This window comes from Kocuria sp. KD4 (assembly GCF_011769905.1).
GTDB lineage: Bacteria > Actinomycetota > Actinomycetes > Actinomycetales > Micrococcaceae > Kocuria > Kocuria marina.
Genome location: NZ_CP050449.1, coordinates 602,529 through 626,276 on the forward strand (window position 1 = coordinate 602,529; position 23,748 = coordinate 626,276).

Annotated in this window: 18 protein-coding genes; 7 read left to right on the top strand and 11 right to left on the bottom strand. The window is 68.2% G+C overall.

Annotated features, from left to right (window positions below):
• Positions 1-232: 232 nt before the first annotated feature.
• The gene (locus tag HBK84_RS02740; protein ID WP_098054861.1) at positions 233-1,201 is read left to right on the top strand and encodes an L-lactate dehydrogenase; all 969 of its coding nucleotides are present in this window, start codon (positions 233-235) and stop codon (positions 1,199-1,201) included.
• A 104-nt stretch (positions 1,202-1,305) separates the two neighbouring features.
• On the opposite strand, the gene putP is transcribed toward HBK84_RS02740, so the two are convergent.
• Complete coding sequence (gene putP, locus HBK84_RS02745) at positions 1,306-2,844, bottom strand: sodium/proline symporter PutP (RefSeq protein ID WP_085106244.1); 1,539 nt, start codon at positions 2,842-2,844, stop codon at positions 1,306-1,308.
• Positions 2,845-2,956: 112 nt separating this feature from the next.
• Positions 2,957-3,886 (bottom strand): tRNA glutamyl-Q(34) synthetase GluQRS, encoded by a 930-nt coding sequence (gene gluQRS, locus HBK84_RS02750; RefSeq protein WP_240505567.1) that lies wholly within the window; start codon positions 3,884-3,886, stop codon positions 2,957-2,959.
• A gap of 130 nt (positions 3,887-4,016) precedes the next feature.
• On the opposite strand from gluQRS, the gene HBK84_RS02755 reads away from it, so the two are divergent.
• The gene (locus tag HBK84_RS02755; protein WP_035965106.1) at positions 4,017-4,832 is read left to right on the top strand and encodes an MBL fold metallo-hydrolase; all 816 of its coding nucleotides are present in this window, start codon (positions 4,017-4,019) and stop codon (positions 4,830-4,832) included.
• Between the two features lie 57 nt (positions 4,833-4,889).
• Here the strand turns inward: HBK84_RS02755 and HBK84_RS02760 are convergent, their stop codons facing one another.
• A complete protein-coding gene (locus HBK84_RS02760) occupies positions 4,890-6,095 on the bottom strand; it encodes a phosphatase PAP2 family protein (RefSeq protein WP_240919073.1) in 1,206 nt (401 codons plus the stop codon).
• A gap of 439 nt (positions 6,096-6,534) precedes the next feature.
• Between HBK84_RS02760 and HBK84_RS02765 the strand changes: the two genes are divergently transcribed.
• On the top strand, positions 6,535-8,415 hold the full coding sequence (locus HBK84_RS02765) for an FAD-dependent monooxygenase (protein ID WP_167318130.1): 1,881 nt from the start codon (positions 6,535-6,537) through the stop codon (positions 8,413-8,415).
• A 98-nt stretch (positions 8,416-8,513) separates the two neighbouring features.
• Here HBK84_RS02765 and HBK84_RS02770 read toward each other — a convergent pair whose 3' ends face one another.
• From HBK84_RS02770 to HBK84_RS02780, 3 genes are all read right to left on the bottom strand, one after another.
• Entirely contained in the window at positions 8,514-10,772 is a 2,259-nt protein-coding gene (locus tag HBK84_RS02770; protein WP_167318131.1) for a LuxR C-terminal-related transcriptional regulator, read from the bottom strand.
• A gap of 135 nt (positions 10,773-10,907) precedes the next feature.
• Complete coding sequence (locus tag HBK84_RS02775; protein WP_085106248.1) at positions 10,908-12,110, bottom strand: acyl-CoA dehydrogenase family protein; 1,203 nt, start codon at positions 12,108-12,110, stop codon at positions 10,908-10,910.
• A 72-nt stretch (positions 12,111-12,182) separates the two neighbouring features.
• Positions 12,183-13,457, bottom strand: a complete 1,275-nt coding sequence (locus HBK84_RS02780) for a CaiB/BaiF CoA-transferase family protein (protein ID WP_167318132.1) — start codon at positions 13,455-13,457, stop codon at positions 12,183-12,185.
• Positions 13,458-13,579: 122 nt separating this feature from the next.
• Between HBK84_RS02780 and HBK84_RS02785 the strand changes: the two genes are divergently transcribed.
• Positions 13,580-14,503, top strand: coding sequence for a LysR family transcriptional regulator (locus HBK84_RS02785; RefSeq protein WP_064846670.1), 924 nt, complete (start codon positions 13,580-13,582; stop codon positions 14,501-14,503).
• 6 nt (positions 14,504-14,509) lie between these two features.
• Here HBK84_RS02785 and HBK84_RS02790 read toward each other — a convergent pair whose 3' ends face one another.
• Genes HBK84_RS02790 through HBK84_RS02805 form a run of 4 tightly spaced genes read right to left on the bottom strand, consistent with a single transcriptional unit; the run spans position 14,510 to position 19,624 of the window.
• Complete coding sequence (locus HBK84_RS02790; RefSeq protein ID WP_167318133.1) at positions 14,510-15,385, bottom strand: 3-hydroxyacyl-CoA dehydrogenase family protein; 876 nt, start codon at positions 15,383-15,385, stop codon at positions 14,510-14,512.
• Positions 15,382-16,188 (bottom strand): enoyl-CoA hydratase/isomerase family protein, encoded by an 807-nt coding sequence (locus HBK84_RS02795; RefSeq protein WP_167318134.1) that lies wholly within the window; start codon positions 16,186-16,188, stop codon positions 15,382-15,384. The genes HBK84_RS02790 and HBK84_RS02795 overlap by 4 nt, the downstream gene beginning before the upstream one ends.
• Positions 16,185-18,419, bottom strand: coding sequence for a TRAP transporter permease (locus HBK84_RS02800; protein WP_167318135.1), 2,235 nt, complete (start codon positions 18,417-18,419; stop codon positions 16,185-16,187). The genes HBK84_RS02795 and HBK84_RS02800 overlap by 4 nt, the downstream gene beginning before the upstream one ends.
• Positions 18,416-19,624: a TAXI family TRAP transporter solute-binding subunit gene (locus HBK84_RS02805; protein ID WP_167318136.1), complete on the bottom strand. Its 1,209-nt coding sequence runs from the start codon at positions 19,622-19,624 to the stop codon at positions 18,416-18,418. Before HBK84_RS02805 ends, HBK84_RS02800 begins: the two co-directional genes overlap by 4 nt.
• A gap of 586 nt (positions 19,625-20,210) precedes the next feature.
• Between HBK84_RS02805 and HBK84_RS02810 the strand changes: the two genes are divergently transcribed.
• From HBK84_RS02810 to HBK84_RS02820, 3 genes are all read left to right on the top strand, one after another.
• The gene (locus HBK84_RS02810; protein WP_240919075.1) at positions 20,211-20,423 is read left to right on the top strand and encodes a hypothetical protein; all 213 of its coding nucleotides are present in this window, start codon (positions 20,211-20,213) and stop codon (positions 20,421-20,423) included.
• 43 nt (positions 20,424-20,466) lie between these two features.
• Positions 20,467-21,633 carry a PLP-dependent cysteine synthase family protein gene (locus tag HBK84_RS02815; RefSeq protein ID WP_167318137.1) on the top strand — a complete coding sequence of 389 codons (1,167 nt, stop codon included), beginning with the start codon at positions 20,467-20,469 and terminating at the stop codon, positions 21,631-21,633.
• 13 nt (positions 21,634-21,646) lie between these two features.
• Positions 21,647-22,797 (top strand): IS3-like element ISAar43 family transposase gene (locus HBK84_RS02820; RefSeq protein ID WP_167318138.1). Its coding sequence is split into 2 segments (ribosomal slippage): positions 21,647-21,917 and positions 21,917-22,797, totalling 1,152 coding nucleotides; the frame shifts between segments, so codons are not numbered across the junction.
• Positions 22,798-23,131: 334 nt separating this feature from the next.
• Here the strand turns inward: HBK84_RS02820 and HBK84_RS02825 are convergent.
• Positions 23,132-23,503 carry a hypothetical protein gene (locus HBK84_RS02825; RefSeq protein ID WP_013350234.1) on the bottom strand — a complete coding sequence of 124 codons (372 nt, stop codon included), beginning with the start codon at positions 23,501-23,503 and terminating at the stop codon, positions 23,132-23,134.
• Positions 23,504-23,748 lie beyond the last annotated feature (245 nt).

Here is a 23,748-nt window from a genome sequence, read left to right on the forward strand (position 1 = left end):
GCGTTGAAGCACACTCGAAGAGCGCAGCCCACAACGGCGCGGGACACCACCGCCCCGACGTGGGCTGCTCATTGCCAGGCATTGCCGTCGTGGCCGAAAATGGGGTGGGGACCGCGCGGTGCCCACCGCGCGGGACGCCACCGAACGGCGTCGCCGTCCCCGTCAGCCGATCCGGGTTCGCGGGTCCCCCGCGGGCGCGGTCGGACCGAGCGCGTCGAATGGAGAATGAGCCGTGAGCCCGTCAAACGAAACTACCGTGCGCCGCACCAAGATCGGGATCGTGGGGGCAGGATCCGTGGGGACATCCCTGGCCTACGCCGCGATGATCCGGGGCACGGCCACGGACATCGCCCTTTACGACCTGCAGACCGCCAAGGTGGAGGCCGAGGCACTTGACCTCTCCCACGGCCAGATGTTCGCCCCGGGCGTCCGGGTGGAGGGCTCGGACGACGTCGCCGTGCTCAAGGACGCGGACATCGTCTTCGTGACCGCCGGCGCCAAGCAGCGCCCCGGGCAGACCCGCCTGGATTTGGCCGGTGCGAACACCGCGATCCTCAAGTCGCTCATGCCGCAACTGGTGGAGCAGGCGCCGCAGGCGGTCTTCGTGCTGGTGACCAACCCGTGCGACGTGCTCACCGTGGTGGCCCAGCAGATCACCGGGCTTCCCCACCAGCGGATCATGAGCTCCGGCACCGTGCTGGACACCTCCCGGCTGCGCTGGTTGATCGGCAGCGAGGCGCAGGTGAACACCAGCAGCGTGCACGCCTACATCATCGGTGAGCACGGGGACAGCGAGTTCCCCGTGTGGTCCTCCGCGAGCATCGGTCAGGTGCCGCTCAGCGAGTGGGAGGTGGACGGGCGCCGGCCCTTCACCACCGAGCGCCTGGACGAGCTCAAGGACCAGGTGGTCAACGCCGCCTACCGCGTGATCGAGGGCAAGGGCGCCACCAACTACGCGATCGGCCTGGCCGGGGTGCGTATCGCGGAGGCCGTGCTCAAGGACCAGCAGTCGGTGCTGTCCGTGTCCACCGTGCTGGAGGACTACTACGGCGTGAGCGGCGTGGCCCTGTCCGTGCCATCCGTGGTGGGGGGCGCCGGTGTGGGCCAGCAGCTGCGCATTCCCATGGGCGAGCCCGAGAAGCAGCAGCTGCGCGCGTCAGCGGGGACCATGCGGTCCTCGCTGCACGACCTCGGCTTCTGAGCCCGCGCGCCCCGGCGGAACGGGTTTCGCAGGAATGAACGACGCCCTCGCACCGTGCGGTGCGAGGGCGTCGTCCGTCTGCGCCGCGGCGCAGGCCGTGGAACTCAGACGGTCCCGGGGGTGGTGCCACCGGCGGCCGCCTTGGCCGCGGCGGTGGGATCGGCTTGCTCGGGGTGGTGGACCAGGCGGAGAGTCTCGTCGAACTCGCGCTGGATCTCGGGGTTCTCCCGGTGGGTGGCCAGCGAGACGATGATGCCCACCAGACCACCCAGGATGAAGCCCGGGATGATCTCGTAGAGGTCACTCCACGGGGTGTACTGCCACAGGAACACGGTCGCGGCACCCACGACCATGGCGCTGATGGCGCCCGCGTTGGTGAGCTTGCGCCAGAACAGGCTCATGAGCACCACGGGGCCGAAGGCGGCACCGAAGCCGGCCCACGCGAAGCCCACGAGGTCCAGGATGGTGGAGTTCTGTTCCCACGCGAGAGCGGCCGCCACGAGGGCCACGAGCAGCACGCCACCGCGGCCCAGCCACACCTGCGCCCTGGGGGACGGGGTGCGCTTGGCGGCCAGGTTGTAGAGGTCCTCAACCAGCGCGGAGGAGGAGACGATCAGCTGCGAGGAGATCGTGGACATCACGGCCGCCAGGACGGCGGCGAGCACGAGGCCCGCGATCAGCGGGTGGAAGAGCACCTGGGACATGTCCAGGAAGATGGCCTCCGGGTCCGTGGGCTCCTGGCCCGGGCGGTTGCCGTAGTAGGCCATGCCCACCAGGGCGGTGCCGATGGCACCCAGCACCGTGAGGATCATCCAGCCGATGCCGATCCGGCGCCCGGACTTGGCGTCCGCGGGGGTGCGCAGCGCCATGAAGCGCACGATGATGTGGGGCTGGCCGAAGTAACCCAGGCCCCACGCGAGCGAGGAAATGATGCCCACCGCAGTGCCGCCCGCGAACAGGGACAGCGCGTCGGGGTTCACGTTCTCGATCCGGGTGGCCATCTCACCGGGCCCGCCCACCAGGAAGATGCCCACGATCGGCACGAGCAGCAGCGCGCCCAGCATCAGCAGACCCTGGAACAGGTCCGTGTAGGACGCCCCCAGGAAGCCTCCGAAGAATGTGTAGAGCACGGTCACCCCGGCCACCAGGAGCATGCCCGTGAGGTAGCTGGTGCCGAACGAGGACTGGAAGAACACACCGCCGGCCACCATGCCGGAGGAGACGTAGAACGTGAAGAACACCAGGATGATCACACCGGAGATCACGCGCAGGATCCGGGTGTTGCCCTTGAGGCGGTTGTCCAGGAAGGACGGGATGGTGATCGAGTTGTGGGAGACCTCGGTGTAGGCCCTCAACCGGGGAGCCACGATCTTCCAGTTGATCCACGCACCGATGGTCAGCCCGATCGCGAGCCACGCCTCCACGAGACCCGAGAGGTACACGGCACCGGGCAGACCCATGAGCAGCCATCCGGACATGTCCGACGCGCCGGCCGACAGCGCAGCCACGCCGGGCTTGAGGTTGCGCCCGCCCAGCATGTAGTCGTCGAGGTTCTTGGTCTTGCTGTTGGCCCACAGGCCAATGCAGATCATGGCGATGAAATACGCCAGGATTGCCATGAGTTGGTACGCCTGATCGGACATACTCGTGCCTTCCGGTACGGGGTCGTTGGACTGCGCCCACTGTATAGGGGAGGTGACGCAGATCCCATGTGAGCCGTGTGAGACGGTTCACAACCCTACCGCTCCGGAGGCCCTACGGACGCGTCACCGGCCACGGTGTGAAGGTCGCGGGTTCGCGCCGCCATGAGCTCGGGTCCCAGGAGTCCAGCACGTCCGCGGCGGTGCGCACGGGGTGGACGATCCCCAGAGAGCCGGCGAGCCACGCGAGCACGTCCTGCGCCGTGTACCCGATGTCCTCGAGCTCCCCGAGCGTGACGGCGCCGTCCCGCTTGGCGAGCCGCGCCCCGGCGGGACCGAGCACCAGCGGCACGTGGGCGTACTCGGGAACCCGGTGCCCCAGCAGCCCCGCGAGATACGCCTGTCGCGGAGCGGACGGCAATAGGTCGTCCCCGCGCACCACCTGGTCCACACCCTGTTCGGCGTCGTCCACGACCACGGCCAGGTTGTACGCCGGCGTCCCGTCGTTGCGCACGAGCACCATGTCGTCCACGGCTCCCGTGTACTCGCCCACGAAGTGGTCGTGCACCGTGAACTCCCGCGTCTGCGCCCTCAGCCGGATGGCGGGGGGTCGCTGGGTACGACGTCGCGCGCGCTCGGCCGCGCTCAGGTTCCGGCACGTTCCGGGGTACGCGCCCGGGATGCCGTGGGGAGCGGAGGCCGCCGCGTGGATCTCTTTGCGCGTGCAGAAGCACTCGTACGTGAGGCCCGCCTCGGTGAGGTCCTGTACGCGGTCCAGGAATCGGGGAATGCGTTCGGACTGGTGGTCCACGGGGCCGTCCCAGTCGAGGCCGATCGCCCGCAGATCCGCCACGTTGCGCTGTGCTGCCCCCTTCTTGACCCGGTCCAGGTCCTCCACGCGCAACAGGAAGCGGCGCCCCGTGGCCCGCGCGAATCCCCACGCGGCCAGGGCCGTGCGCAGGTTTCCCAGGTGCAGGTCCCCCGACGGCGACGGCGCGAAGCGGCCCGCCGGGGTCACGGGGGTGTCGGGGTTGGTCGAAAACACGCGGCACACAGTAGCACCGCCCCGCCGCGGGTTCCCGTCGCGCGGGGCGGCCGGAGCGGCGTCGTGCCCCATGCCCCGGTGGCTTGCGGCGATACGTAGAGGGTGCGGGGTTGCCGATAGAGTGAGCCCCATGGCACGCACCCAGGAGTTGCGCCCCGGCGTCTATGTGATCGGCACCGAGAACTGGAGATTGAACTCCGGTCTGGTGCTGGGCACTCAGCGCGCCCTGGTGATCGACACGGGTGCGGGGCCTCGCCAGGGCCGGGAGATCCTGACCGCGGTGCGTGAGCTCACGGAGCTGCCGCTCACCGTGGTGAACACGCACGCGCACTACGACCACTACATGGGTAACGCGGTGTTCACGCGCGCCGGGGCCACCGAGTTCTGGGCGCACAAGGCGTGCGCGGCCGCGATGGCGGAGGTCGGCGAGTACCAGCGCAGTTTCGTGAGCACGCAGGAACCCGAGATGGGTGAGGGCCAGGGCATGGACACCCAGCTCGTCATGCCCACCAACACTCTTCCGGGGGACGGTCGCAGGCCTTCCCTGACCCGGATCGACCTGGGGGAACGCCCCGTCACCCTGTTCTTCCTGGGCCCCGGTCACACGGACAACGACGTGTGCGTGGGCGTGGACGACGTCGTCTTCTGCGGTGATCTCGTGGAGGAGGGGGCGGACCCCAACTTCGAGGACGCCTACCCCCAGCGCTGGGTGGAGTCCTTGCGCGCGCTCGCGACTCTGGAACGCTACCGGGTGTTCGTGCCGGGCCACGGCTCGCCCGTGACCGGCAACTTCGTGTCCCAGCAGGCGGACACCATGGAGCTGGCCATCCGGCGCGCTCGGGACGTGGGCCTCTCCGGTGAGGGCCCGTCCACCGCCTCGATGTACCGCTTGCCGTACCAGGCCGGCGTGGCCAGGGTTTTCCTGGACCGATTGGCGGCGATCTAGCCGGTCGTCACTCCCGGACGTCCGATAGCAGTTGCGTTCGTAGTCACCGGGCCGCCGTCACCGGGTCGTGTCGCGCACTCGCCGCGCCACGAGCGACCACCCCAGGGCCGCGGCCGCCGCGATGCCCACGTACCCCGCGGTGAGCGTGACCCGCCCGGCGAGCGTGCCCGCCACGGTCGGGGAGGGCCACCAGATTGCTGCCGCGAGCAATGCCGCGGCCAACACGGTCAGGGTGATCGCGGTGCCCAACCGGGGTCGCGCGGGGAATCGCGGGCGGTACACGGGCGCTCCGTAGGGGGCGGGCTGCGACCACGTCGGCTGGGGCTGCTGGTGCCCGTACTGCGCGTGCGGGTACCCCTGCTGAGCCTGCGGGTACGATGCCGCCCGCTCCTGCTCACCACGCTGCTGTTCCGCGAACTGCCGCTCGGCGCGCTCGTGGGCCGGCGGAAGATAGGCACTCTCGCCCCGGTCCTCGCTCCATTCGATGTCCTGGCGTCTACGCGAACGGTTCTTCCGGAACTGCCGGTAGAACTGGAGCGATGCCGCTCCGGGGTGGGCGTCGGTACGGGAGAGAGCGGCGTCGACGGCGCGTGCCACGAGGGTTGCCACGACGCCCCACCCGCCCACGATGAGCAGCGCGGCCGCGGCGTCCGTGGGACGGTGCCAACCGTTGAGGATGGTGAGCATGCCAGTGACCGCCGCTATCAGAGCTCCCCAGCGCCCCGCCCTGGCCCGCAGGTGGGGAGGCGCCACGAGCAGCACGGCCATGAGCGCGGAGGCCGCCGCGGTCGTGTGACCGGACGGGAACGAGTTGGACGCGATCTGCTGGATCCCCAAATCGGGTTTGTCGAGCACCCCGTGCTTGAGGAACTGGGTGGTCACGTTTGCAGCGAACGCCGCCCCCGCGGCACATACGGCGGCCGTCCAACGGCGGTAGCGCACGGCCCACACGAGCGCGAGGACGCCGGCGGCCACCGCCCCGAGCTCCGGGACGTACTGCGCGAGGACGAGGGCCGCGCCGGGGAAGTAGACATTGCGGTCGGCCTTGGCCTGGGCCAGGGCGACCTCGTCGAGTGCCTGACCCGTGACCGTGTGCAGACTGCCGTACGCGATGAGCATGACCAGACCCCACAGCACCGCGAGCGCCAGGAAGGCACCGACCACGGTCCGGGTGGTCACCGAGCGGGCGGAGGTCCCGGCCGGTGGGCCGGCGAACTGCGGGTAGGGGGCCTCGGGGCCGCGGGGGGAGGGGGCGTGGGACACGGAAGACTTACCTCACCGATAGAAGGACGGGTGGGCCCACCCGGGTGTGGCGGGCCCGTCCCCATGGTGACACGTTCCGCCCGGACGGTGCTGTGAGTTCCGGGGTGGGCCGCCCGGGCCGAGGGCGCCACCAGGGTGGTCCTCAGTGAGCGAACGAGTTCTGGGGCGACATCCGGACCTAGCGTGCTCATTGGGGCGAGTTCCGACGGCGAGATCTGCCAGATATCAAAAGCGTTCGGTAACTAATCAATATGGATTTCGTCCGAGTGGTCGAATTGCGTAGTCCTACCCTTACGACAACGCCAATTTCATGCTAGCCGATCCAGTTTTTGAGGCGGATGTTGTCTGTAGCGGCTGAACTGCTTGTGAGTTACTGAGTGAGATCCATATCGTGTGAGACAAAACACAGAATGTCATTCCATTCCTCCCAGGAGATATCATGCAGTTTCATGTAGATGGCTATCAAACCGGTGATCCCATGACTATGCCCGCTCAGGGCTCGGGGGTGGATCGTCCCGCCGAGTTGCCCGACACCATGGACGTGCTGATCGTGGGGTGCGGTCCCGCCGGGTCGATCACCGCAGCACAGCTGTCCCGGTTCCCAGAGGTCAACACCAGGTTGATCGAACGCCGGGGACACCGATTGCCGTTGGCCAATGCGGATGGCGTGCACTCCCGGACCATGGAGACGTTCCAGGCGTTCGGTTTCGCCCACGAGATCTACGAGGAAGCGCACACCATCACGGACATGGCGTTCTGGAAGCCTGATCCCCAGGACCCGGAACGTATCATCCGCGAGATGAGCACCCGCGAATTGCCGGAAGAATTCAGTGAATGGCCCATGATGCTGATCACCCAGGTGCGCATCATCGACCATTTCAATCGGTTCCTGAAGAACGCGCCCACTCGGATGGAACCGGATTACGGCTACGAATTCGTGGACATGGAAGTCGCCCCCGAGGAAGAGAACCGCGAATACCCGATTACGGTGACCCTGCGCCGCACGGCCGGACCCGACGAGGGCCAAGAGCTTCAGGTGCGTACCAAGTATGTGGTGGGGGCGGACGGCGCTCGGAGCAATGTGCGCAAGTCCCTGGGGTATCGACTGCATGGCAAGCAGGCCAACCATGCGTGGGGCGTGATGGACATCTACGCGGACACCAACTTCCCGGACGTTCGCAAGAAGTGCACCATCAAGTCCTCGACCGGTCGCACCATCCTGCTCATCCCGCGCGAGGGCGGGTTCCTCTTCCGGCTCTACGTGGATCTGGGTGAAGTGGCGGAGGGTGATCGTTCCGTGCGTGAGACTCCACTCGAGGACGTGATCGCCACTGCTCAGCAGATCATGAGCCCGTACAAGCTGGATGTGAAGAACGTGGTTTGGCACTCGATCTACGAGGTGGGTCACCGCGTTTCCGACCATTTCGATGACCGCGCCTCGGAGAAGACCTCCAGCCAGGACCCCCGCGTGTTCATCACCGGGGATGCGTGCCACACGCACTCGGCCAAGGCGGGGCAGGGTATGAACGTGTCCATGCAGGACGGGTTCAACCTGGGGTGGAAACTGGGCCACGTGCTCTCCGGAAACAGCCCCCTGGAACTGCTGCGCACCTACGCGGAGGAGCGCAAGGACATCGCCCATCGTCTGATCGAGTTCGACAAGGCATGGTCCACCCTCATGGCGCAGCCGAGTGACCAGTTCGAGAACCCCAACGAACTGGAGGATTTCTACACGAAGAACGCCGAGTTCAACGCGGGCTACCTCACCGAGTACGAGCCATCGATGATCACGGCGGACACCAAGCACCAGGAACTTGCTGAGGGATACCCGCTCGGTAGGCGTTTCAAGTCCGCCATGGCGGGCCGTGTGTGCGATCTGGTGCCCATGCACATCGGGCACGATCACTTCGCGGACGGTCGGTGGCGTGTCTACGTTTTCGCTGACGACGCAGCTCCGGGAGTTTCCCAGACCCTCCAGGATTGGGCCCACTGGGCTGAAGGATCGCTGTCTCCCGATCTGTTCGACACCAAGTTGATCCACCGCCAGCGGCACACCGAATTCGATGTCTCGGACGTGCCGGAGGCGTTCAAGCCCAAAACCGGCACGTTCCGACTGACGGACATGGAGAAGGTGTTTGGCACATTGGAGGGACACGACATCTTCGAAGAGCGCGGTATCAGCGCGGACGGTGCGGTGGTAGTGGTCCGCCCCGACCAGTACGTGGCCGGCATCTTCCCGCTGGGGGACACGGCGGAGATCGAGGAGTTCCTCTCAGGCGTATTTCCTTCGGTGCGCTCCGCGGCAATGATCAACGTCTGAGTCCCAGCCGCACCAGCGTTTCTTCACGCGCTGACCGGCTGACACTGGCGCCTCGGACCTCTCGATCCGGGGCGCCAGTGCATCTCGTGCTTCGCGCCTTACATTCCTCGTCTGCCGTCGACCCACGATGCGATGTGCATGCGGGTCGTGACGTCCAACTTGGTGAGGATGCGACCCACGTGGCCGTCCACGGTGCGCGGCGAGACCACCAGTTCTTCGGCCACCTGTCTGTTGGTCAGCCCCCGAGCCACCAGTTGAGCGACCTGCCATTCCTTGCGGGTCAGCGGTTGGATGTCCGTCTCCTGATCGGCATCCTGCGGTTCGGCGAGTGCCACCGCGATCGCTTCCTCCTTGGTCAAACGCTTGTGCTCGAAGGGTGAGGAATCCGACGTTCCCGGTTCGAGTCCTTGTCCGACACGCTTGGCGGAGGCCCGGGAAATCTCGTCGATGTGGGGCCCGAACGCCCGGATCGTGGTTCCCAGACTGCGCCACACGGAGGCCGCGGCGCCAGAGAGTTCCACGGCGCGCGGGAAATCACGGGTGGAAGCGGCAACCCACGAGAGCAGTTCGGTCGTCAGGGCTGTGCAGATCGCGTCGTGGAAGTTCTTCTGGATGGTGAGGGCGTCGGTGGCGGCCGCTCGAGCTGCCGAATGATCCCCCATCATCCAGAGGCCGATCCCGCTGATCCAGAGAGAATACGCGCGTGTCCAGAGCTCGCCGTGCTCCGCGGCGGATTTAATGGCACGGTCGCACGTGGCCAGGGCGATCCGGGGATCGCCGTGGAAAACCTGCGCCATGCCAAGTTGAAATTGTGCCGTGAGCCTCGCACTCAGATCGCCCACGCGGTCGTGGGCGGCTACTGCGCGTTCATAGTGAACTATCGCGGAGGAGAGGTCCCCTGTGAAGATGCCGTACAAACCGCTCCAGTGCTCCGTGTGAGCAAGCAGGCCGTCGTCCCCGAGGGCCGTGGCTACCCGTCGGCATTCGGCGAGGTATTCCGCGCCAGCTTCGTGATCGCCTTGCAACAGGCTGACCCAGGCGACCACCCACAACGCGGATCCTCGTTCGTGTCGTTCCGGGGCGTCGTCGTACTCGCCCAGCACACGGTCGAGCCAGAAACGTCCTTCGCTGAGGTAACCGTCCGACACCCAGTGGTGACGCAACGCCACCGCCAGGCGTGCAGCAGCGTTGATCTCACCGGGGGTGGCTACGGACCACTGCAATGCCGCCATGGAATTGGGGCGTTCCGTGCGAGCGCGCAGGATGAACTCACCCTGGCGCGGAGTAGACCACTGTTCGACCATGGTTTCCGCCCGGCGAAGAAAGCAATCCCGGTGACGACGGCGCAGCTCAGTGGCCGCGCCGTCGTTCAGCCGGTCGGCGCCGTATTCACGCACGGTCATGAGCTGGCGGTAGCGCACTGCCTCCCCGTTGCGTTCGGTGAGCAGGATGGACTTGGCCACGAGGCAATCCAACAAGTCCAGAACGAGATCCGGGACGAGACCATCGAAACTGCAGATCTCCTCGGCGGCTTCCAGATCGAAACTGCTGGGAAAGACTGACAGCCGTTGCCACAGCACCTGCTCCTCCGGGGTGCAGAGCTCGTAACTCCAGTCGATCAACGCTTGGAGTGTCCGGTGCCGGGGTTGAGCAGTGCGAGACCCGCGGCTCAACAATCGGAAGCGCTGGTCCAGGCGATCGAGCAACTGGGTCACGGACATGCTCTGCAACCGCGCAACGGCGAATTCGATGGCCAGTGGCATGCCGTCGAGGCGCGTGCACAACTCGATCACGGCCCTCTGGTTCTCGGGAGTGATCGCGAAGTCACCCACCACGTTCCGTGCACGGTCCACGAACAAGGCAATCGATTCGAAGCGTTCAAGGTCCTGAACCGCATGGTCGTCCTCCACGGAGGGTGTCGCCAAGGGAGGCACGGGATAGATCGCCTCGCCGGCCATGCTCAGGGGCTCACGGCTGGTGGTGAGGATCCTCACCCCCGGGGCCGTGGCCAGGACACGGTCCACCAACTCCCCGGCCCCGGACAGCACGTGTTCACAGTTGTCGAGGAACAGCAACAACTCCTTGTCCTGCAGGTAGTCCGTCACTCGTTCCAGCGCCCCGCGATTCGACTGGTCTTGAATGGCCAGGGCGGAGGCGACTATCGGGCTGATGGGGGCACCGGGGTTGAGGGATCCCAGATCCACCATCCACGCACCGTCGCGAAAATGGGCCTGCAAGCGCTGACCGACTTCCATCCCCAGGCGGGTTTTGCCCACGCCTCCGGGACCCGTGAGGGTCGTCAACCGCGAGCGGGACACCGTGGCCCGCGCTTCCTTCAGTTCCCTGCGACGTCCCACGAATGAGGTCGAAGCGGTACTGCTCGTCGCAAAGGACTGACTACCTACGCGGTTGACCATGCCCATCATCTTCTCGCGGCGAGGCCCGGAACAGAACTCACGAACCCTTACGGCGTACCCACCAGCCCGGACCCGTCAGCTGCGCGTGCGCGTGAAGGACGAGATCCGGGTGATCTCCCGGCCCACGATGAGCGCCTGCATCGAGTCGGTGCCCTCGTACGTGGAGACCACTTCCATGTCGGTGAGGTGACGGCCGATGTGGTACTCCAGCAACAGCCCGTTGCCGCCCAGCATGTCCCGGGCGGTGCGGCACATGGCCAGGGCTTTGCGGGAAGTGGTCATCTTGACCATGGAGGCCATGGCGTCCGTGAGTTGGTCGCGCTCCTGCAACTGCGCCATGCGGGTGCACAGCAGCTGCATGGAGGTCAGGTCCGAGAGCATGGTGGCCAGCCGCTCCTGCACCAGCTGGTAGCTGGCGATCGGCATCCCGAACTGTTCACGCTCCAGGGCGTAGTTCGCGGCGATCTCGAACGCCGCCATGCCGTGCCCCACGGCCTCCCACGAGGCGCCGCCGCGGGTGGCCTTGAGCACCTTGTTGACGTCCTTGAAGCTGTGGCAGTTCTCCAGCCGGTTCTCCTCGGGGATCCGCAGGTCCTCGATCACGATGTCCGCCTGGTTGATGGCGCGTTTGCCGATCTTGCCGTCGATCACGGTGGGGAGGTAGCCCTGCGGGTACTCGCCGTCCTCCTGTTTCTCCACCACGAAGCATTTGACCTGTCCGTCCGCCTCGTCCCGGGCATAGAGCACGATCACGTCCGCGGCGTGACCGTTGCCGATCCACCGCTTGTGCCCGTTGAGCACCCAGTGGTCCCCGTCCCGGCGCGCGGAGGTCTCCAGGGACACCGAGTCCGAGCCGTGGGTGGGCTCGGTGAGCGCGAACGCACCGGTCGTCTCGATCTTCGCCATGGTGGGCAGCCACCGCTGGCGCTGCTCCTCATTGCCCAGCATGTAGATGCTGCCCATGCACAGGTTGGAGTGCACGCCGAAGAACGTGTTCACGGAGCCGTCGATCCGGCCCATCTCACGGGCCACCAGCCCGGCGGCCTGGCGGGAGAGTCCGGGGCAGCCGTAGCCCTCGATGAACGTTCCCACGACCCCCAGGTCGGCGAGGCCCTTGAACGCGGGGAGGGGGTGCTCGCCGCGCTCCCAGAACGCGTTGATCGCGGGCAGCACGTGCTCCTGGCCGTAGGCGCGCACGCGGTCGCGCAGGGCGATCTCCTCGGCGGAGAGTTCCTGGTCCAGCAGGAAGAAGTCGGGGTTCTCGAGCAGTTCGCTCATCACGGGTCCTTTCGGTGGCCGGGAGGCGGGGCTCCGCCTCGCTGCGGCGAGAGATTCTGGTGTGGGGAGGGGCTACGCGCGGTTCGGGGCCGCGCCCGGGGAACCGGCGGCGCCGTCGTGCGCGGCGGCGGGCACTGCACCGACGGCCGCGCGGTCCGGTGCGGGGGTGTCGTCGTGGGCGGCGCGACGGGAACGCAGCCAGGCCATGACATCGGTGCCGTCCGCACCGAGGGCGGGCGGGGCCTTGTCGTAGCGCACCGGGGTGCGACTGAAGGTCACGGGGTTCTTGATCAGGGGCACGGCCTCGTCGCCCTCGCCCACCTGCACCACGGGGTCCAGGCCCAGGGAGGCCGCGTACTCCACGCCCTCGGGGATGGTGAGGATGGGGGCGCACGGCAGGCCCTCCGCCTGCAACCGGGACGCCCACACCTCGGCGGTGTCCGAGGACAGCGCCTTGTTGAGCAGCGGGCGCAGCTCCTCACGGTGTTGGTTGCGGTTCTCCACGGTGTCGAAGCGCGGGTCCTCCGCGAGCTCGGGCAGGCCCAGCACCGTGACGAAACGCCGGAACTGGGGGTTGTTGCCCACCGTGATGATGAGGTCCTTGTCCGCGGTGGGGAACGGTCCGTACGGGAACAGACTGGGGTGGTCGTTGCCCATGCGCTGGGGGTCGTTGCCGCACGCCGCGTAGCCCGTGGTCTGGTTGACCAGGGAGGACAGCGCGCAGGAGAGCAGATCCAGGTGGATGTGCTGGCCCCTGCCGGAGACGTCCCGCTCGTGCAGGGCGCCCAGGATGGCCACTGCGGCGTGCAGCCCGGTGAGGACGTCGAACATCGCCACGCCCGCCCGCTGGGGTGGGCCGTCCGCGGAGCCGGTCACGGACATGAAGCCCGAGACGCCCTGGACCAGCAGGTCGTAGCCCGGCAGGTGTGCGCCGCGGTCCGTGCCGAATCCGGTGATGCTCGTGTGGATGAGCCCGGGCCACCGCTCGGCCACGGCCTCGGGATCCAACCCGTAGCGGGCCAGCCCGCCGGGCTTGAAGTTCTCTATGAACACGTCCGCGGCGTCGATGATCTCGTAGGCGGTCTCCAGGTCCGCCGGATCGCGCAGGTCCAGCACGACGGAGTGCTTGTTGCGGTTCACGGAGAGGTAGTAGGTGCCCACCCCGTCCCGGCTAGGCGGCTTGTACCCGCGGGTGTCGTCCCCGGTGGGGCTCTCCACCTTGACCACGGTGGCGCCCATGTCCGCGAGCAGCATGGTGCAGTAAGGCCCCGCGAGCACGCGGGAGAAGTCCGCGACGACCACTCCGTTGAGCGGCCCGGAGGTCGCAGGATCCTGGGTGAGGGACATGAACGCTCCACTGGGACGGGGAATGTGTTTCATCCCACACAATCACCGTCATTAGGTTCTGTCCAATACAAGAAGAGCGGTGGACTGATGCGCGTGTGGCAACAATCACGTAGGCTCCGCCCATGGAAGTCCACGAAGCCAAGGCGTTCCTGGCGGTTGCCGAGGAACTGCACTTCGGGCGCGCCGCCGCCAACCTGCGGATCGCGCAGCCACCCCTGAGCCGGCTCATCAAGAGCATCGAGAAGTCCCTGGGTGCTCAGCTGTTCGAGCGCAGCACTCGGCAGGTCTCGCTCACCCCGGCCGGGGCGGCCCTCCTGGAGCCCGCGCGCGAGCTGGTGGCGGCCTCGGAACAGGCCCGCACCGCGGTGGCCAAGTCCATGACCGGAGAGACCGGGCGCGTGCGCCTCGGGTTCGCGGGAGCGTCCATCAACCGGCAGGTGGGGGAGCTGGCCCGCCACGTGCGCACCCACCGCCCCGGGGTACACCTGGAGCTGCACGGCTCGCAGTTCTCCCACACCGCCATGCAGAAGGTGCTGGGCGGCTCCCTGGACGTGGCCATCGGGCGGTGGGACTTCATCCCCTCGGAGCTGCGCTCGTCCGTGCTGGGCCACGAGGAGGTCATGGTGGTGCTGCCCAGCAACCACCCGCTGGCGGACGCACCCCGGGTGGAGATGTCACAGCTGGCCGAGGAGTCCTGGGTGATCCTGCCCTCGGGTCCGGGGGCCGCACTGCAGAACCGGCTGACCTCCCTCGCCACAGCGGCGGGCTTCGTGCCACGCGTGGCCCAGGTGGCGCCGGACTCGTGGACCCTGGTGGTGCTCGTGGCCGCCCAGATCGGCTGCGCCCTGAGCCTCGACACCGTGCGGGACAACGTCGCCTCGGACGGCGTGGTGTTCCGGCCCCTCGCCCAGCCGCAGCGCCCTCTGGACGTGCAGCTCATGTGGCGCGCGGCGGACCCCAACCCCGCGCTGTGTGCCGTGGTGCGCCTGGCCCAGAACCTCTACGGGGACCCCCGCGGCCAGGCCGCAGAGGTCCCCGGAACCTAGCGGGTCCTACTCGTAGTCGTACCAGCCGTGGCCGGTCTTTCGGCCGTAGTCACCGGCCTCGTACTTCGCCTTGATGGACTCGGCCGGCAGGGACGCGGGGTCACCGGTCTGCTCGTACTCGGCCAGCCGGATCAGGTAGACCACGTCGATGCCCACCATGTCCATGAGCTCGAAGGGGCCCATGGGGTGGTTCAGGGCGGTCTTGGCGGCCACGTCGATGTCCTTGTAGTCCGCCACCCCGTCCTCGTAGAGCTTCAGCGCCTCCGTGCGCAGGGCGCCGAGCAGGCGGTTGGCCACGAAGCCCGGAACCTCCTTCTTGAGCTCCACGGGGGCCTTGCCGATCGAGCGGGCCAGCTCCATGGCGGTCTCCACGGTCTCACGGGAGATGCCCTCGTGGGGGACCACCTCCACGCACTTCATCACCAGCGCGGGGTTGAAGAAGTGCACGTTGCACACCTTCTCCGGGCGGTGGGTGGCGTCCGCCACACGCGAGGACACGATGTTCGAGGAGTTGGTGGCCAGGATGGTGTGCTCGGGGCACACCGCGTCCAGCTCCGCGAAGACCTGACGCTTGATGGTCAGGTCCTCCACGGCGGCCTCGATCACGAAGTCCGCCTGCGCGGCGCACGCGTCCCGGTCCGTGGAGAACGTCAGGCGCCCGAACGCGGCGTCCACGTCCTGCTGGGTGCGCCGGCCCTTGCTGACGTCACGGTCCATGCGGGAGTGCAGCTGCTCGGAGGCCTTGTCCACGGCCTCCTGCTTGATGTCCACCACGTCCGTGTCGTACCCGGCGAGGGCGCAGACCATGGCGATCTGGGAGCCCATGGCCCCGGCACCGATCACGGTGATGTGCTGGATCTCCTTCAGGGGGTTCTCGCTCACTTGCTCACGTCCTTCTGTGCTGCACTGTGGAAATCGGGGGTCCGCTTCTCCAGGAACGCGGTGGTTCCCTCGGCCTTCTCGGCGCTGCTGTAGAGCACGGACTGGGCCAGGCGCTCCAGCAGGATCCCGGTCTGGTGGTCCACGTCGAAGCCGTGGCGGATCACGGTCTTGGCCAGCTGGATGGCCAGCGGGCCCTTGGCCATGATGGCCTGCGCCGTCTCGCGGGCGGTAACCAGCAGCTCGTCCGGCTCCACCACCTCGGTCACCAGCCCCATGTCCAGGGCCTCGTCCGCCTTCACACGTCGCCCGGTGAGCACGATCTCGGTGGCCCGGCCCAGGCCCACGAGCTTGGCCAGGCGCTGGGTGCCGCCCGCGGCGGGCATGATGCCCAGCCCGGTCTCGGGCAGCGCGAACTGCGCGTTCGTGGAGGCCACGCGGATGTCGCATGCCAGGGCGAGCTCGTGCCCGCCGCCGAACGCGTAGCCGTTCACGGCCGCGATGGTGGGCTTGGGGAACTGCTCCACCTTCTCGTACACGCCCTGCATGGTGGCCTTCAGCCCGTCCTTGGGGGTGCGCACGGCGAGCTCGTTGATGTCCGCGCCCGCCACGAACGCCTTGTCCCCGGCGCCGGTGAAGACCAGCACCTGCACGTCATCGTTCTCGGCCAGCTCCGCGAGGGTCTCGGTGATGGCCCGCAGCACGGTCGCGTTGATCGCGTTGCGCACCTCCGGCCGGTTCACGGTGACCAGGGCGATCCCGTCCGTGACGTCCACGGTCAGGACGTCGGTGTTCTCTGCGCTCATGATGCGTTCTCCTTCGTGTTCTCGTGCGGGGCGTGCGCACCCGCGGTGGCACCACCGGTGTCGTGCGCGCCGCGGGCGGCGTCGGGAACCTTGGCTCCCTCCGGCACCCGGGTGATTTGCCCGGTCTCGGGGTCGACGACGGCGCGCGGCCGGCTCAGGCGCGCAACCACCGCGGCCGCGACCACCAGCGCCAGACCGATGAGCGTGACCGGGGCCCCAGGCAAGAACATCATGAATCCGCCCACCGCGAGAACCACCCGCAGGTACAGGGGCAGCTGGCGTTCCACGAACGTGAGCCAGCCGCCCATGGCCGCGGCGATCGCGTAGACCGCCACGAGGCTGGAGAGGAAGGCCAGCACGATGTGCAACGGCTCCCCCTGGGCCACCAGCGCGGGGTTGAGCGCGAAGCCGAACGGCACCACGTACTTCACCGCGCCGAGCTTCATGGCGGAGAAGCACGTGGCCATGGGGGAGGCCTTGGAGATGCCCGCCGCCGCGAAGGCCGCGAGCCCCACGGGCGGGGTGATGTAGGAGACCGAGGCCCAGTAGATGACGAACAGGTGCGCGGCGATCGGGTCCACGCCCAGGGCCGTGACGGCCGGGACCATCACGATGGCCAGGAACACGTACGCGGCGGAGATGGTCAGGCCCATGCCCAGGATGAAGCACACCACGGCGCCGGCGATCAGGATGAGCACCACGTTGTCGCCCACCAGGGCCACCAGGTCACGCGAGAGGGACAGGGCCACGCCCGTGGCGGTCAGCCCACCGAGGATCAGGCCCACTCCCGCGATGATGCCCACGATCTGCGCCAGCGTCTTGCCCACGTCCACGCCCATGTCCACCCACTGGCGGGGGCCGAACGTGACGCTGGGCTTGACCAGGGCGATCAGCAGCAGGATGGCCACCACCCAGTACGGCACCCGGGCCTCGGAGTCCGTGGTGAACAGCAGCGCCGTGAGCACGGCCAGGGCGCCGAGGTAGGGCCAGCCCATGGCCAGGGCGTGGCGGGCGCGCGGCAGCAGGTTCTTGGGCGTGCCGCGCAGTCCGCGCTGGGCGGCGTAGCCGTCGATCTGCAGGAAGATGCCCAGGTAGTAGAGGATCGCGGGGATGGTGGCCGCCACCAGGATGCTCGTGTACGGCACGCCCACGAAGGAGACCATGAGGAACGCCGCGGTGCCCATGATGGGCGGAGTGATGGAGCCGCCGGAGGACGCGGTGGCCTCCACGGCCCCGGCCACCCGGGCGCTGAACCCGGAGCGCTTCATGGCCGGGATGGTCATGGGTCCCGTGGTCAGCACGTTGGACACCGCCGAGCCACTCATCATGCCCATGGCCGCGGAGCTCGCCACGGCCACCTTGGCGGAGCCGCCGCGGTAGCGGCCGAACACGGCCATGGACAGCTCGTGGAAGAAGTCCGCACCGCCGGTGTGCTGCAGCACCACGCCGAACAGCAGGAAGCCCACCAGGATGGTGCCCGCGGTCTGCAGGGGCAGGCCCAGCACGCTGTCCACGCCCATGGTGTGCACCTGGGCCAGGGTGGGGAGGTCGTAGGAGATGCCCTGCAGGAAGGACAGCGGGATGATCCCCGCGAACAGCGGGTACACGGAGAACAGGAACGCGATCACGAGCACCACCAGACCGGCGGCCCGGCGCAGGGTCTCCAGGATCAGGGCCCAGAACACGAAGCTCAGCACGGTGGCCAGGGTGGGGGCCATGTACTGCCAGCCGTACTCCTGGATCTCGATGCCATGCACCGCGAAGTACGCGCTGGTGCCCACCACGGCCAGCAGCAGCAGCACGTCGTACCACGGCACGCCCCGCCGCTGCCGAGCCGCGGCCCCGTGCTTGCGGATGGGCGTCACGATGAACACGATCGGCACGAACACCGCGATCAGCAGGTACAGGAACGAGTTGGTGGGGATGGTCACCCCGCCCACGTTCCAGAAGAACACCTGGTTCATGGTCAGCAGCACGCCCACCACGGTCAGCACGATCACCAGGCTGCGCCAGAACGGCGTCAGCCGCGGGCTCGCGTCGTGCAGGGAGACGTCCGAGGGCATGGTGGGCTGGGCGGCGTCGTCGCCCCCGTGCGGGTGCGTGGCGGTGATCTCAGTGCCGGTGCGGGGGTCGATGGCCGGTCCGGGGGTGGTGATGGGGCCAGCGGTGCCAGCGGAACCCGAGGCACAGGCGGGGCCGGCGGCGTCGTCGGTCTGGTACGGGGTGCTCATGCGTGGCCTCCGGAGGGTGCGGTGGTGGACGAGGCGCCGGGCAGGGTGCCGGGGGTGTCCGGGAGCTCGGGAAGGTTGGCCTTCTTCCAGTCCACCCACTCCTTGCGCGCGGACTTGGGGTCCTCACGGTCCTTGTGGTCCTGCCAGAACGCGGGCCAGGCCTCGTGCATGCGGCGCTCGCGCTCCAGCAGGGCGTCCTGGCGGGTCTGCAGGTCCTTGCTCCAGCGGCCCTTGCTGGTGAGGAACTCCACCATGGCGTCGTGGAACGGGATCACCAGGGGCGTGAGCTGGATCTGGTCCGTGCCGAAGCGGTGGGCGTCTGGGGTGGTGTCCTTGTAGTCCGGGTAGTAGCGGTCCATGTCCGCGACCAGTGCGGCGACCTCGTCCGCGGGGCGGTCCGCGCGGGCGACCACCGGGATGGTGTACTGCATGTTCACCGCCGTCTCCCCCTTGGCCAGGCCCGCACCCTTGGAGAACTCGCCGGGTTTGACCATCGGCGCCAGCTCCTTCCACGTGGCGTACTGGGAGGGCGTGCCGCCGCCCAGGTTCAGCCAGCGGATGGGGTACTGGGAGGCCAGCTCGGAGACGTTGGCGCCCACCACGTTCTGGTAGAGGGTGTCGATCTGACCGGTCTTCAGCGCCTCGATCTGGCCGCTGTAGGTGACGTCCACCATCTGGACGTCCTTGCCGGTGAGGCCGCCGTAGTTAAGGATCGCCTCCATCTTGCGGTTGATGGACGTGCTCGCGATCAGCTTGGGGAACTTGCGGCCCTTGAGGTCCGCCACGGTCTCGATGCCACTGTCCTTGCGCACCAGCACCCCGTAGTTGCCCGGGGGAGTCCACACGAGGCGCAGCGCCTGCGGGCCCCACTGCTCGGAGCAGTACTCGTCATTGCCCTCGAACGCGTAGTAGTACTCGTCCCCGGTGCGCGAGTACTGGGCCGTGCCGTTGATCAGCGGGGCCAGGCGCCCGATGCCGGTGTCCGAGGTCATCAACCGGATCTGCCGTCCCGTGCGCTGGGTCAGGGTGTTCGCGACCGCCGCGAGGTCGTTGTACGTCCCGGTGCCCACGCCGTAGGTGGACCACACCAGCTGATGCGTGCGGTCGGTCGCGCGCGGGCCTCCCGCGCAGGCCGACAGGCCCCCGATCACGGGCAACGACGCCGCTGCGGCTAGCAACGATCGTCGGCTGAGGGTTCGTGTCATGGTGCCTCCACGGGAGTGATGCGATGGACCCACCGGCCCAACGTCGCCGCAGGGTGCGCGGGGGCCGGTTCGGCCGGTGGGTACATTCATACCGTCAATTGCGTGACCCACGACACTTTCCGGTCGATTGATGCCTAACCAGTATCGCCGAGGGTCAGGTGGGGCAATGCGTCACGGTGACGGCGGCGGGTCCCTGCCAGTCCTCGAACTCTGGAGCACGTTTGGGCCAACGTGCGCATTTTGAGGCACGTTCTGGCCAGCCCTCGGACTGTGAGGCACGTTGAAGCCACGAACAGCGGGTATTCCTGGCCTCGACGCGCCTGAAAGTGCACCCGGTGGCTCGAGAGTGCCTCAGATGTCAGGCAGTGGGCGGGGTGTCGCTCTCGCGACGTCGCATCGCGGCCTGGTGGACACGCAGGTCCGCCAGGAGACGACGCCGCTGCAGCTCCACCGTGCGACCGTCACCTCGGTCGGTCCGAGGGTTCGATCGTCCGCCGGGCCGGCGTCGGAACGTGGTCGCACCGCGGGCAACTCTGGCCGACTGGCCAATCGACCCGTGCGGCGCGCTCCCCGATAGGCTCCGGCCATGGACACTTCCGCTCTGGACTACGTCGTGACCGAGTGCAAGGCACTACTCGAAACCCGGTTTCCGGACGGGTCGGAGCACGGTGCGGCGGCCATGCTGCTCGAGGACGGCACCGTGGTCACCGGAACCGCCCCGGACATGCCGAATGCCGCGGTCGAGGTGTGCCACGAGATCGAACCGTACTGTGCCGCCCGCCCCGGCTGGCTGCGGTGACGGGATGCCCCGCGGGGAAGTGGGTCCGGCATAGGGTTCCCTCATGAGCACCCGAGGAATGAGCGTGGGGGAGCGAGCGGCGTCGTCGTCGGCGGTGGCGCCCGAGGAGGACATCGACCGTTTCGACGCGGAGGCCCGGCGTTGGTGCGCCGAGGCCGTGGCGAAGGTGCGGGCGGAGGGCAACCGGTCGTCGGACACGCACCTGCTATCGGTGCCGCTGCCCGAGGAGTGGGGCGTGGACCTGTACCTCAAGGACGAGTCCACGCACCCCACGGGCTCGCTCAAGCACCGCCTGGCGCGCTCGCTGTTCCTGCACGCGCTGTGCAACGGGTGGGTGCGCAAGGGGCGGCCGGTGATCGAGGCGTCGAGCGGGTCTACGGCGGTATCCGAGGCGTACTTTGCACGGCTGATCGGGGTGCCGTTCATCGCCGTCATGGCCCAGGGGACCAGCCGTGACAAGATCCGCCTGATCGAGCTGCACGGCGGTCGCTGCCATTTCGTGGAGCGCCCGGACCAGGTGTACGACGTCGCTGCGGGCCTCGCGCGCGAGACCGGCGGTCACTACATGGACCAGTTCGCGTTCGCCGAACGGGCCACGGATTGGCGCGGGAACAACAACATCGCGGAGTCGCTGTTCGCGCAGATGTCCCAGGAGCGCTATCCGGATCCCGCGTGGATCGTGGCCACGGCAGGCACCGGCGGGACCTCCGCGACGATCGCCCGCTACGTGCGCTACACCGGCCGGCAGACGGGGGTGTGCGTGGCGGACCCGGAGAACTCGGCCTTCCTCCCGGCCTGGCGCGAGCAGGACCCCTCGGTGACGACGCCGCTCGGGTCCCGGATCGAGGGCATCGGCCGGCAGCGCGTGGAGCCGAGCTTCATGGGCTCGGCGATCGACCGGATGATCCGCGTTCCCGACGCCGCCGCGGTCGCCGCGATCCGCCACCTGGACACCCTGATCGGTCGCAAGGCCGGGGCTTCCACGGGCACGGGGCTGTGGGCGGCGTTCCGCATCATCTCCGATATGGTCCGGGCGGGGGAGCGGGGCAGCGTGATCGCGCTGCTGTGCGACCCCGGGGACCGCTATCTGGACAAGTACTACTCGGACGAGTGGCTCGCGGGGGAGGGGCTGGACATCGCTGGGCTGACCCCGTTTGGTAGGTCCGGTGGTTGTGTGAGTCGTCCTGTTGCCCGGGGGTCCGGGCAGTGAGACTGGTCAGATCATGACGAACAGCAGGAAGCGTCACACCTCGGAGCAGGTCGTCCGTAAGCTCGGGCAGGCCGACAGGATGCTCGCGGGCGGTAGCGACATCGCCGGGGTGTGTCGAGAGCTCGGAGTGTCCGAGCAGACGTACTACCGGTGGCGGAACCAGTACGGCGGGCTGAAGGCCGACGACGCGAAGCGGCTGAAGGAGCTCGAGAAGCAGAACGCCACGCTCAAGCGGCTGCTCGCCGAGGCAGAGCTCGAGAAGGCCGCGCTCAAGGAGCTGGCTGAGGGAAACTTCTATGCCCGGGCAGGCGCCGCGCCGCCGTCGACCACCTCAAGCGCAAGCTGCGGGTGAGCGAACGAATGGCGTGCCGTCTGGCCGGGCTGAGCAGGTCCGCATACCGTCGCCCGCTCCAGGGTGAGACGACAGCCGACCCGGACCTGGCGTTGCGGGACTGGCTGCGGGCGTATGCGAAGAAGCACCCGCGGTGGGGATACCGCAGGGCCTACCACGATGCCCGCGGCGAGGGGTGGGTCGTGAACCACAAGAAGATCCAACGGCTCTGGTGCGAGGAAGGGCTGCGCGTCCCGCAGCGGCGTCGCCGCAAACGCGTTGGGTCTTCGACCGTCGACGCCCCGGCAGCGGTCGCACCGAACCTCGTGTGGGCGGTGGACTTCCAGTTCGACGCGGACGAGCAGGGCCGTCCGATCAAGATCTGCTCCATCGTCGACGAGCACACCCGCGAGTGCATCGGCGGGCTCGTCGAACGGTCGATCACCGCGGACCGGCTCACCGCCCACCTCGAGGACCTCGTCGCCGTCCGCGGCGCCCCCGCGGTGCTCCGATCCGACAACGGCCCCGAGTTCATCAGCGACGCGATGGCCGACTGGGCCGGCACCCGCACCGGCCTGTTCTACATCCCGCCCGGCTCGCCCTGGCACAACGGGTACGTCGAGTCGTTCAACAGCAGGCTCCGCGACGAGTGCCTGAACATCAACAGCTTCTACTCGCTGCTCCACGCCCAGGTCGTGATCGGCGACTGGAAGACCGAATACAACCACGACCGCCGGCATTCATCGCTCGGCTACCTCGCACCCGTCGACTACGCTCGGCAATGCACCCATCAATCGGAAACCGACGACTCGCACAGCGACCGGACCGAATGAAGGGGGCGGCCCAGCCTCCCCCGGCATCTCGGGGAACGTTCACAGTGTTCTCGCGCGAAGGGACGCTGCTGCACGACGCGGAGAAGAGGTGCCAGGCCGCCCCGCAACACCGCGCGGGTCCCAGGATCACCGAGAGGCTGCCGCCGAAATCGATGGCCGGGCCGAGTGATTCGACCCATGAGGGCGCCGGTCCCGGACTCACCCCCGAGGGGCGGAGCCGACATGCGGCGACGGCGCCACCCTCGCAAGGGTGACGCGTCGCTCGGCCGGGCTCGGCGATGCAGGCCCGCCACAGGTGGGCGTGGTGGTGATGGCCACGCCCACCTGTGGTCGCTCAGGAGCGGGCGAAGAACATCTGGTTGACGGACTTGTTCGCACCCCAGGCGGAGGTGGGGCGGGCGCCCTTGCCGAGCTCCCACGCGATCGTCACCGAGCGACCACGCGTGATGGAACGCAGGCGCGAACCGGTGTGCACGTCACCCACACGCGAGGACGTCTTGGCGTTGATCACGGCCATGACCTGCGCCTTGCTCGCGTCGGCGGGCACCCGCACCGTCACGAACTGCCAGTTGTTCGCGCCCCAGAGGGCGCGGTCCTCGCGGTAACGCAGCACGCCGTCGTCGTCGAGGCGCGCCACGACCCGGGCTTGAGCCGCGGTCTTGGGCATGTACCGGTCCACCTGGAAGGTGCGCTGCACCGCCTTCACTGCGGGGACGCTCGGACGGGTCGTCGGGCGCGTGGTGGGCGTGGTCGTGGGGCGCGTCGTCGGCGCGGGCACCGTAGTCGCGGGCGACGTGGGCCGCGGCGTGATCGCCGGGACCGAGGTCGTCGGCGCCGGGCTCGTCGGCCGGGGGGCCGTCGTCGGGTACACGCAGCACCGGAGCGGGGACGCCGTTTCTCCATGTGATGTCCCGTGTCGCCTGTCTGATCGACCCCGGCCTCACCTTCCTT

What these genes read in the sequence shown, in the direction of transcription:
- putP (WP_085106244.1), bottom strand. Translation starts at nt 2,844, where the DNA reads ATGTCCGATCAGGCGTACCAACTCATGGCAATCCTGGCGTATTTCATC.
- HBK84_RS02755 (WP_035965106.1), top strand. Translation starts at nt 4,017, where the DNA reads ATGGCACGCACCCAGGAGTTGCGCCCCGGCGTCTATGTGATCGGCACC.
- HBK84_RS02765 (WP_167318130.1), top strand. Translation starts at nt 6,535, where the DNA reads ATGCAGTTTCATGTAGATGGCTATCAAACCGGTGATCCCATGACTATG.
- HBK84_RS02775 (WP_085106248.1), bottom strand. Translation starts at nt 12,110, where the DNA reads ATGAGCGAACTGCTCGAGAACCCCGACTTCTTCCTGCTGGACCAGGAA.
- HBK84_RS02780 (WP_167318132.1), bottom strand. Translation starts at nt 13,457, where the DNA reads ATGTCCCTCACCCAGGATCCTGCGACCTCCGGGCCGCTCAACGGAGTG.
- HBK84_RS02785 (WP_064846670.1), top strand. Translation starts at nt 13,580, where the DNA reads ATGGAAGTCCACGAAGCCAAGGCGTTCCTGGCGGTTGCCGAGGAACTG.
- HBK84_RS02795 (WP_167318134.1), bottom strand. Translation starts at nt 16,188, where the DNA reads ATGAGCGCAGAGAACACCGACGTCCTGACCGTGGACGTCACGGACGGG.
- HBK84_RS02800 (WP_167318135.1), bottom strand. Translation starts at nt 18,419, where the DNA reads ATGAGCACCCCGTACCAGACCGACGACGCCGCCGGCCCCGCCTGTGCC.
- HBK84_RS02805 (WP_167318136.1), bottom strand. Translation starts at nt 19,624, where the DNA reads ATGACACGAACCCTCAGCCGACGATCGTTGCTAGCCGCAGCGGCGTCG.
- HBK84_RS02810 (WP_240919075.1), top strand. Translation starts at nt 20,211, where the DNA reads ATGGACACTTCCGCTCTGGACTACGTCGTGACCGAGTGCAAGGCACTA.
- HBK84_RS02815 (WP_167318137.1), top strand. Translation starts at nt 20,467, where the DNA reads ATGAGCACCCGAGGAATGAGCGTGGGGGAGCGAGCGGCGTCGTCGTCG.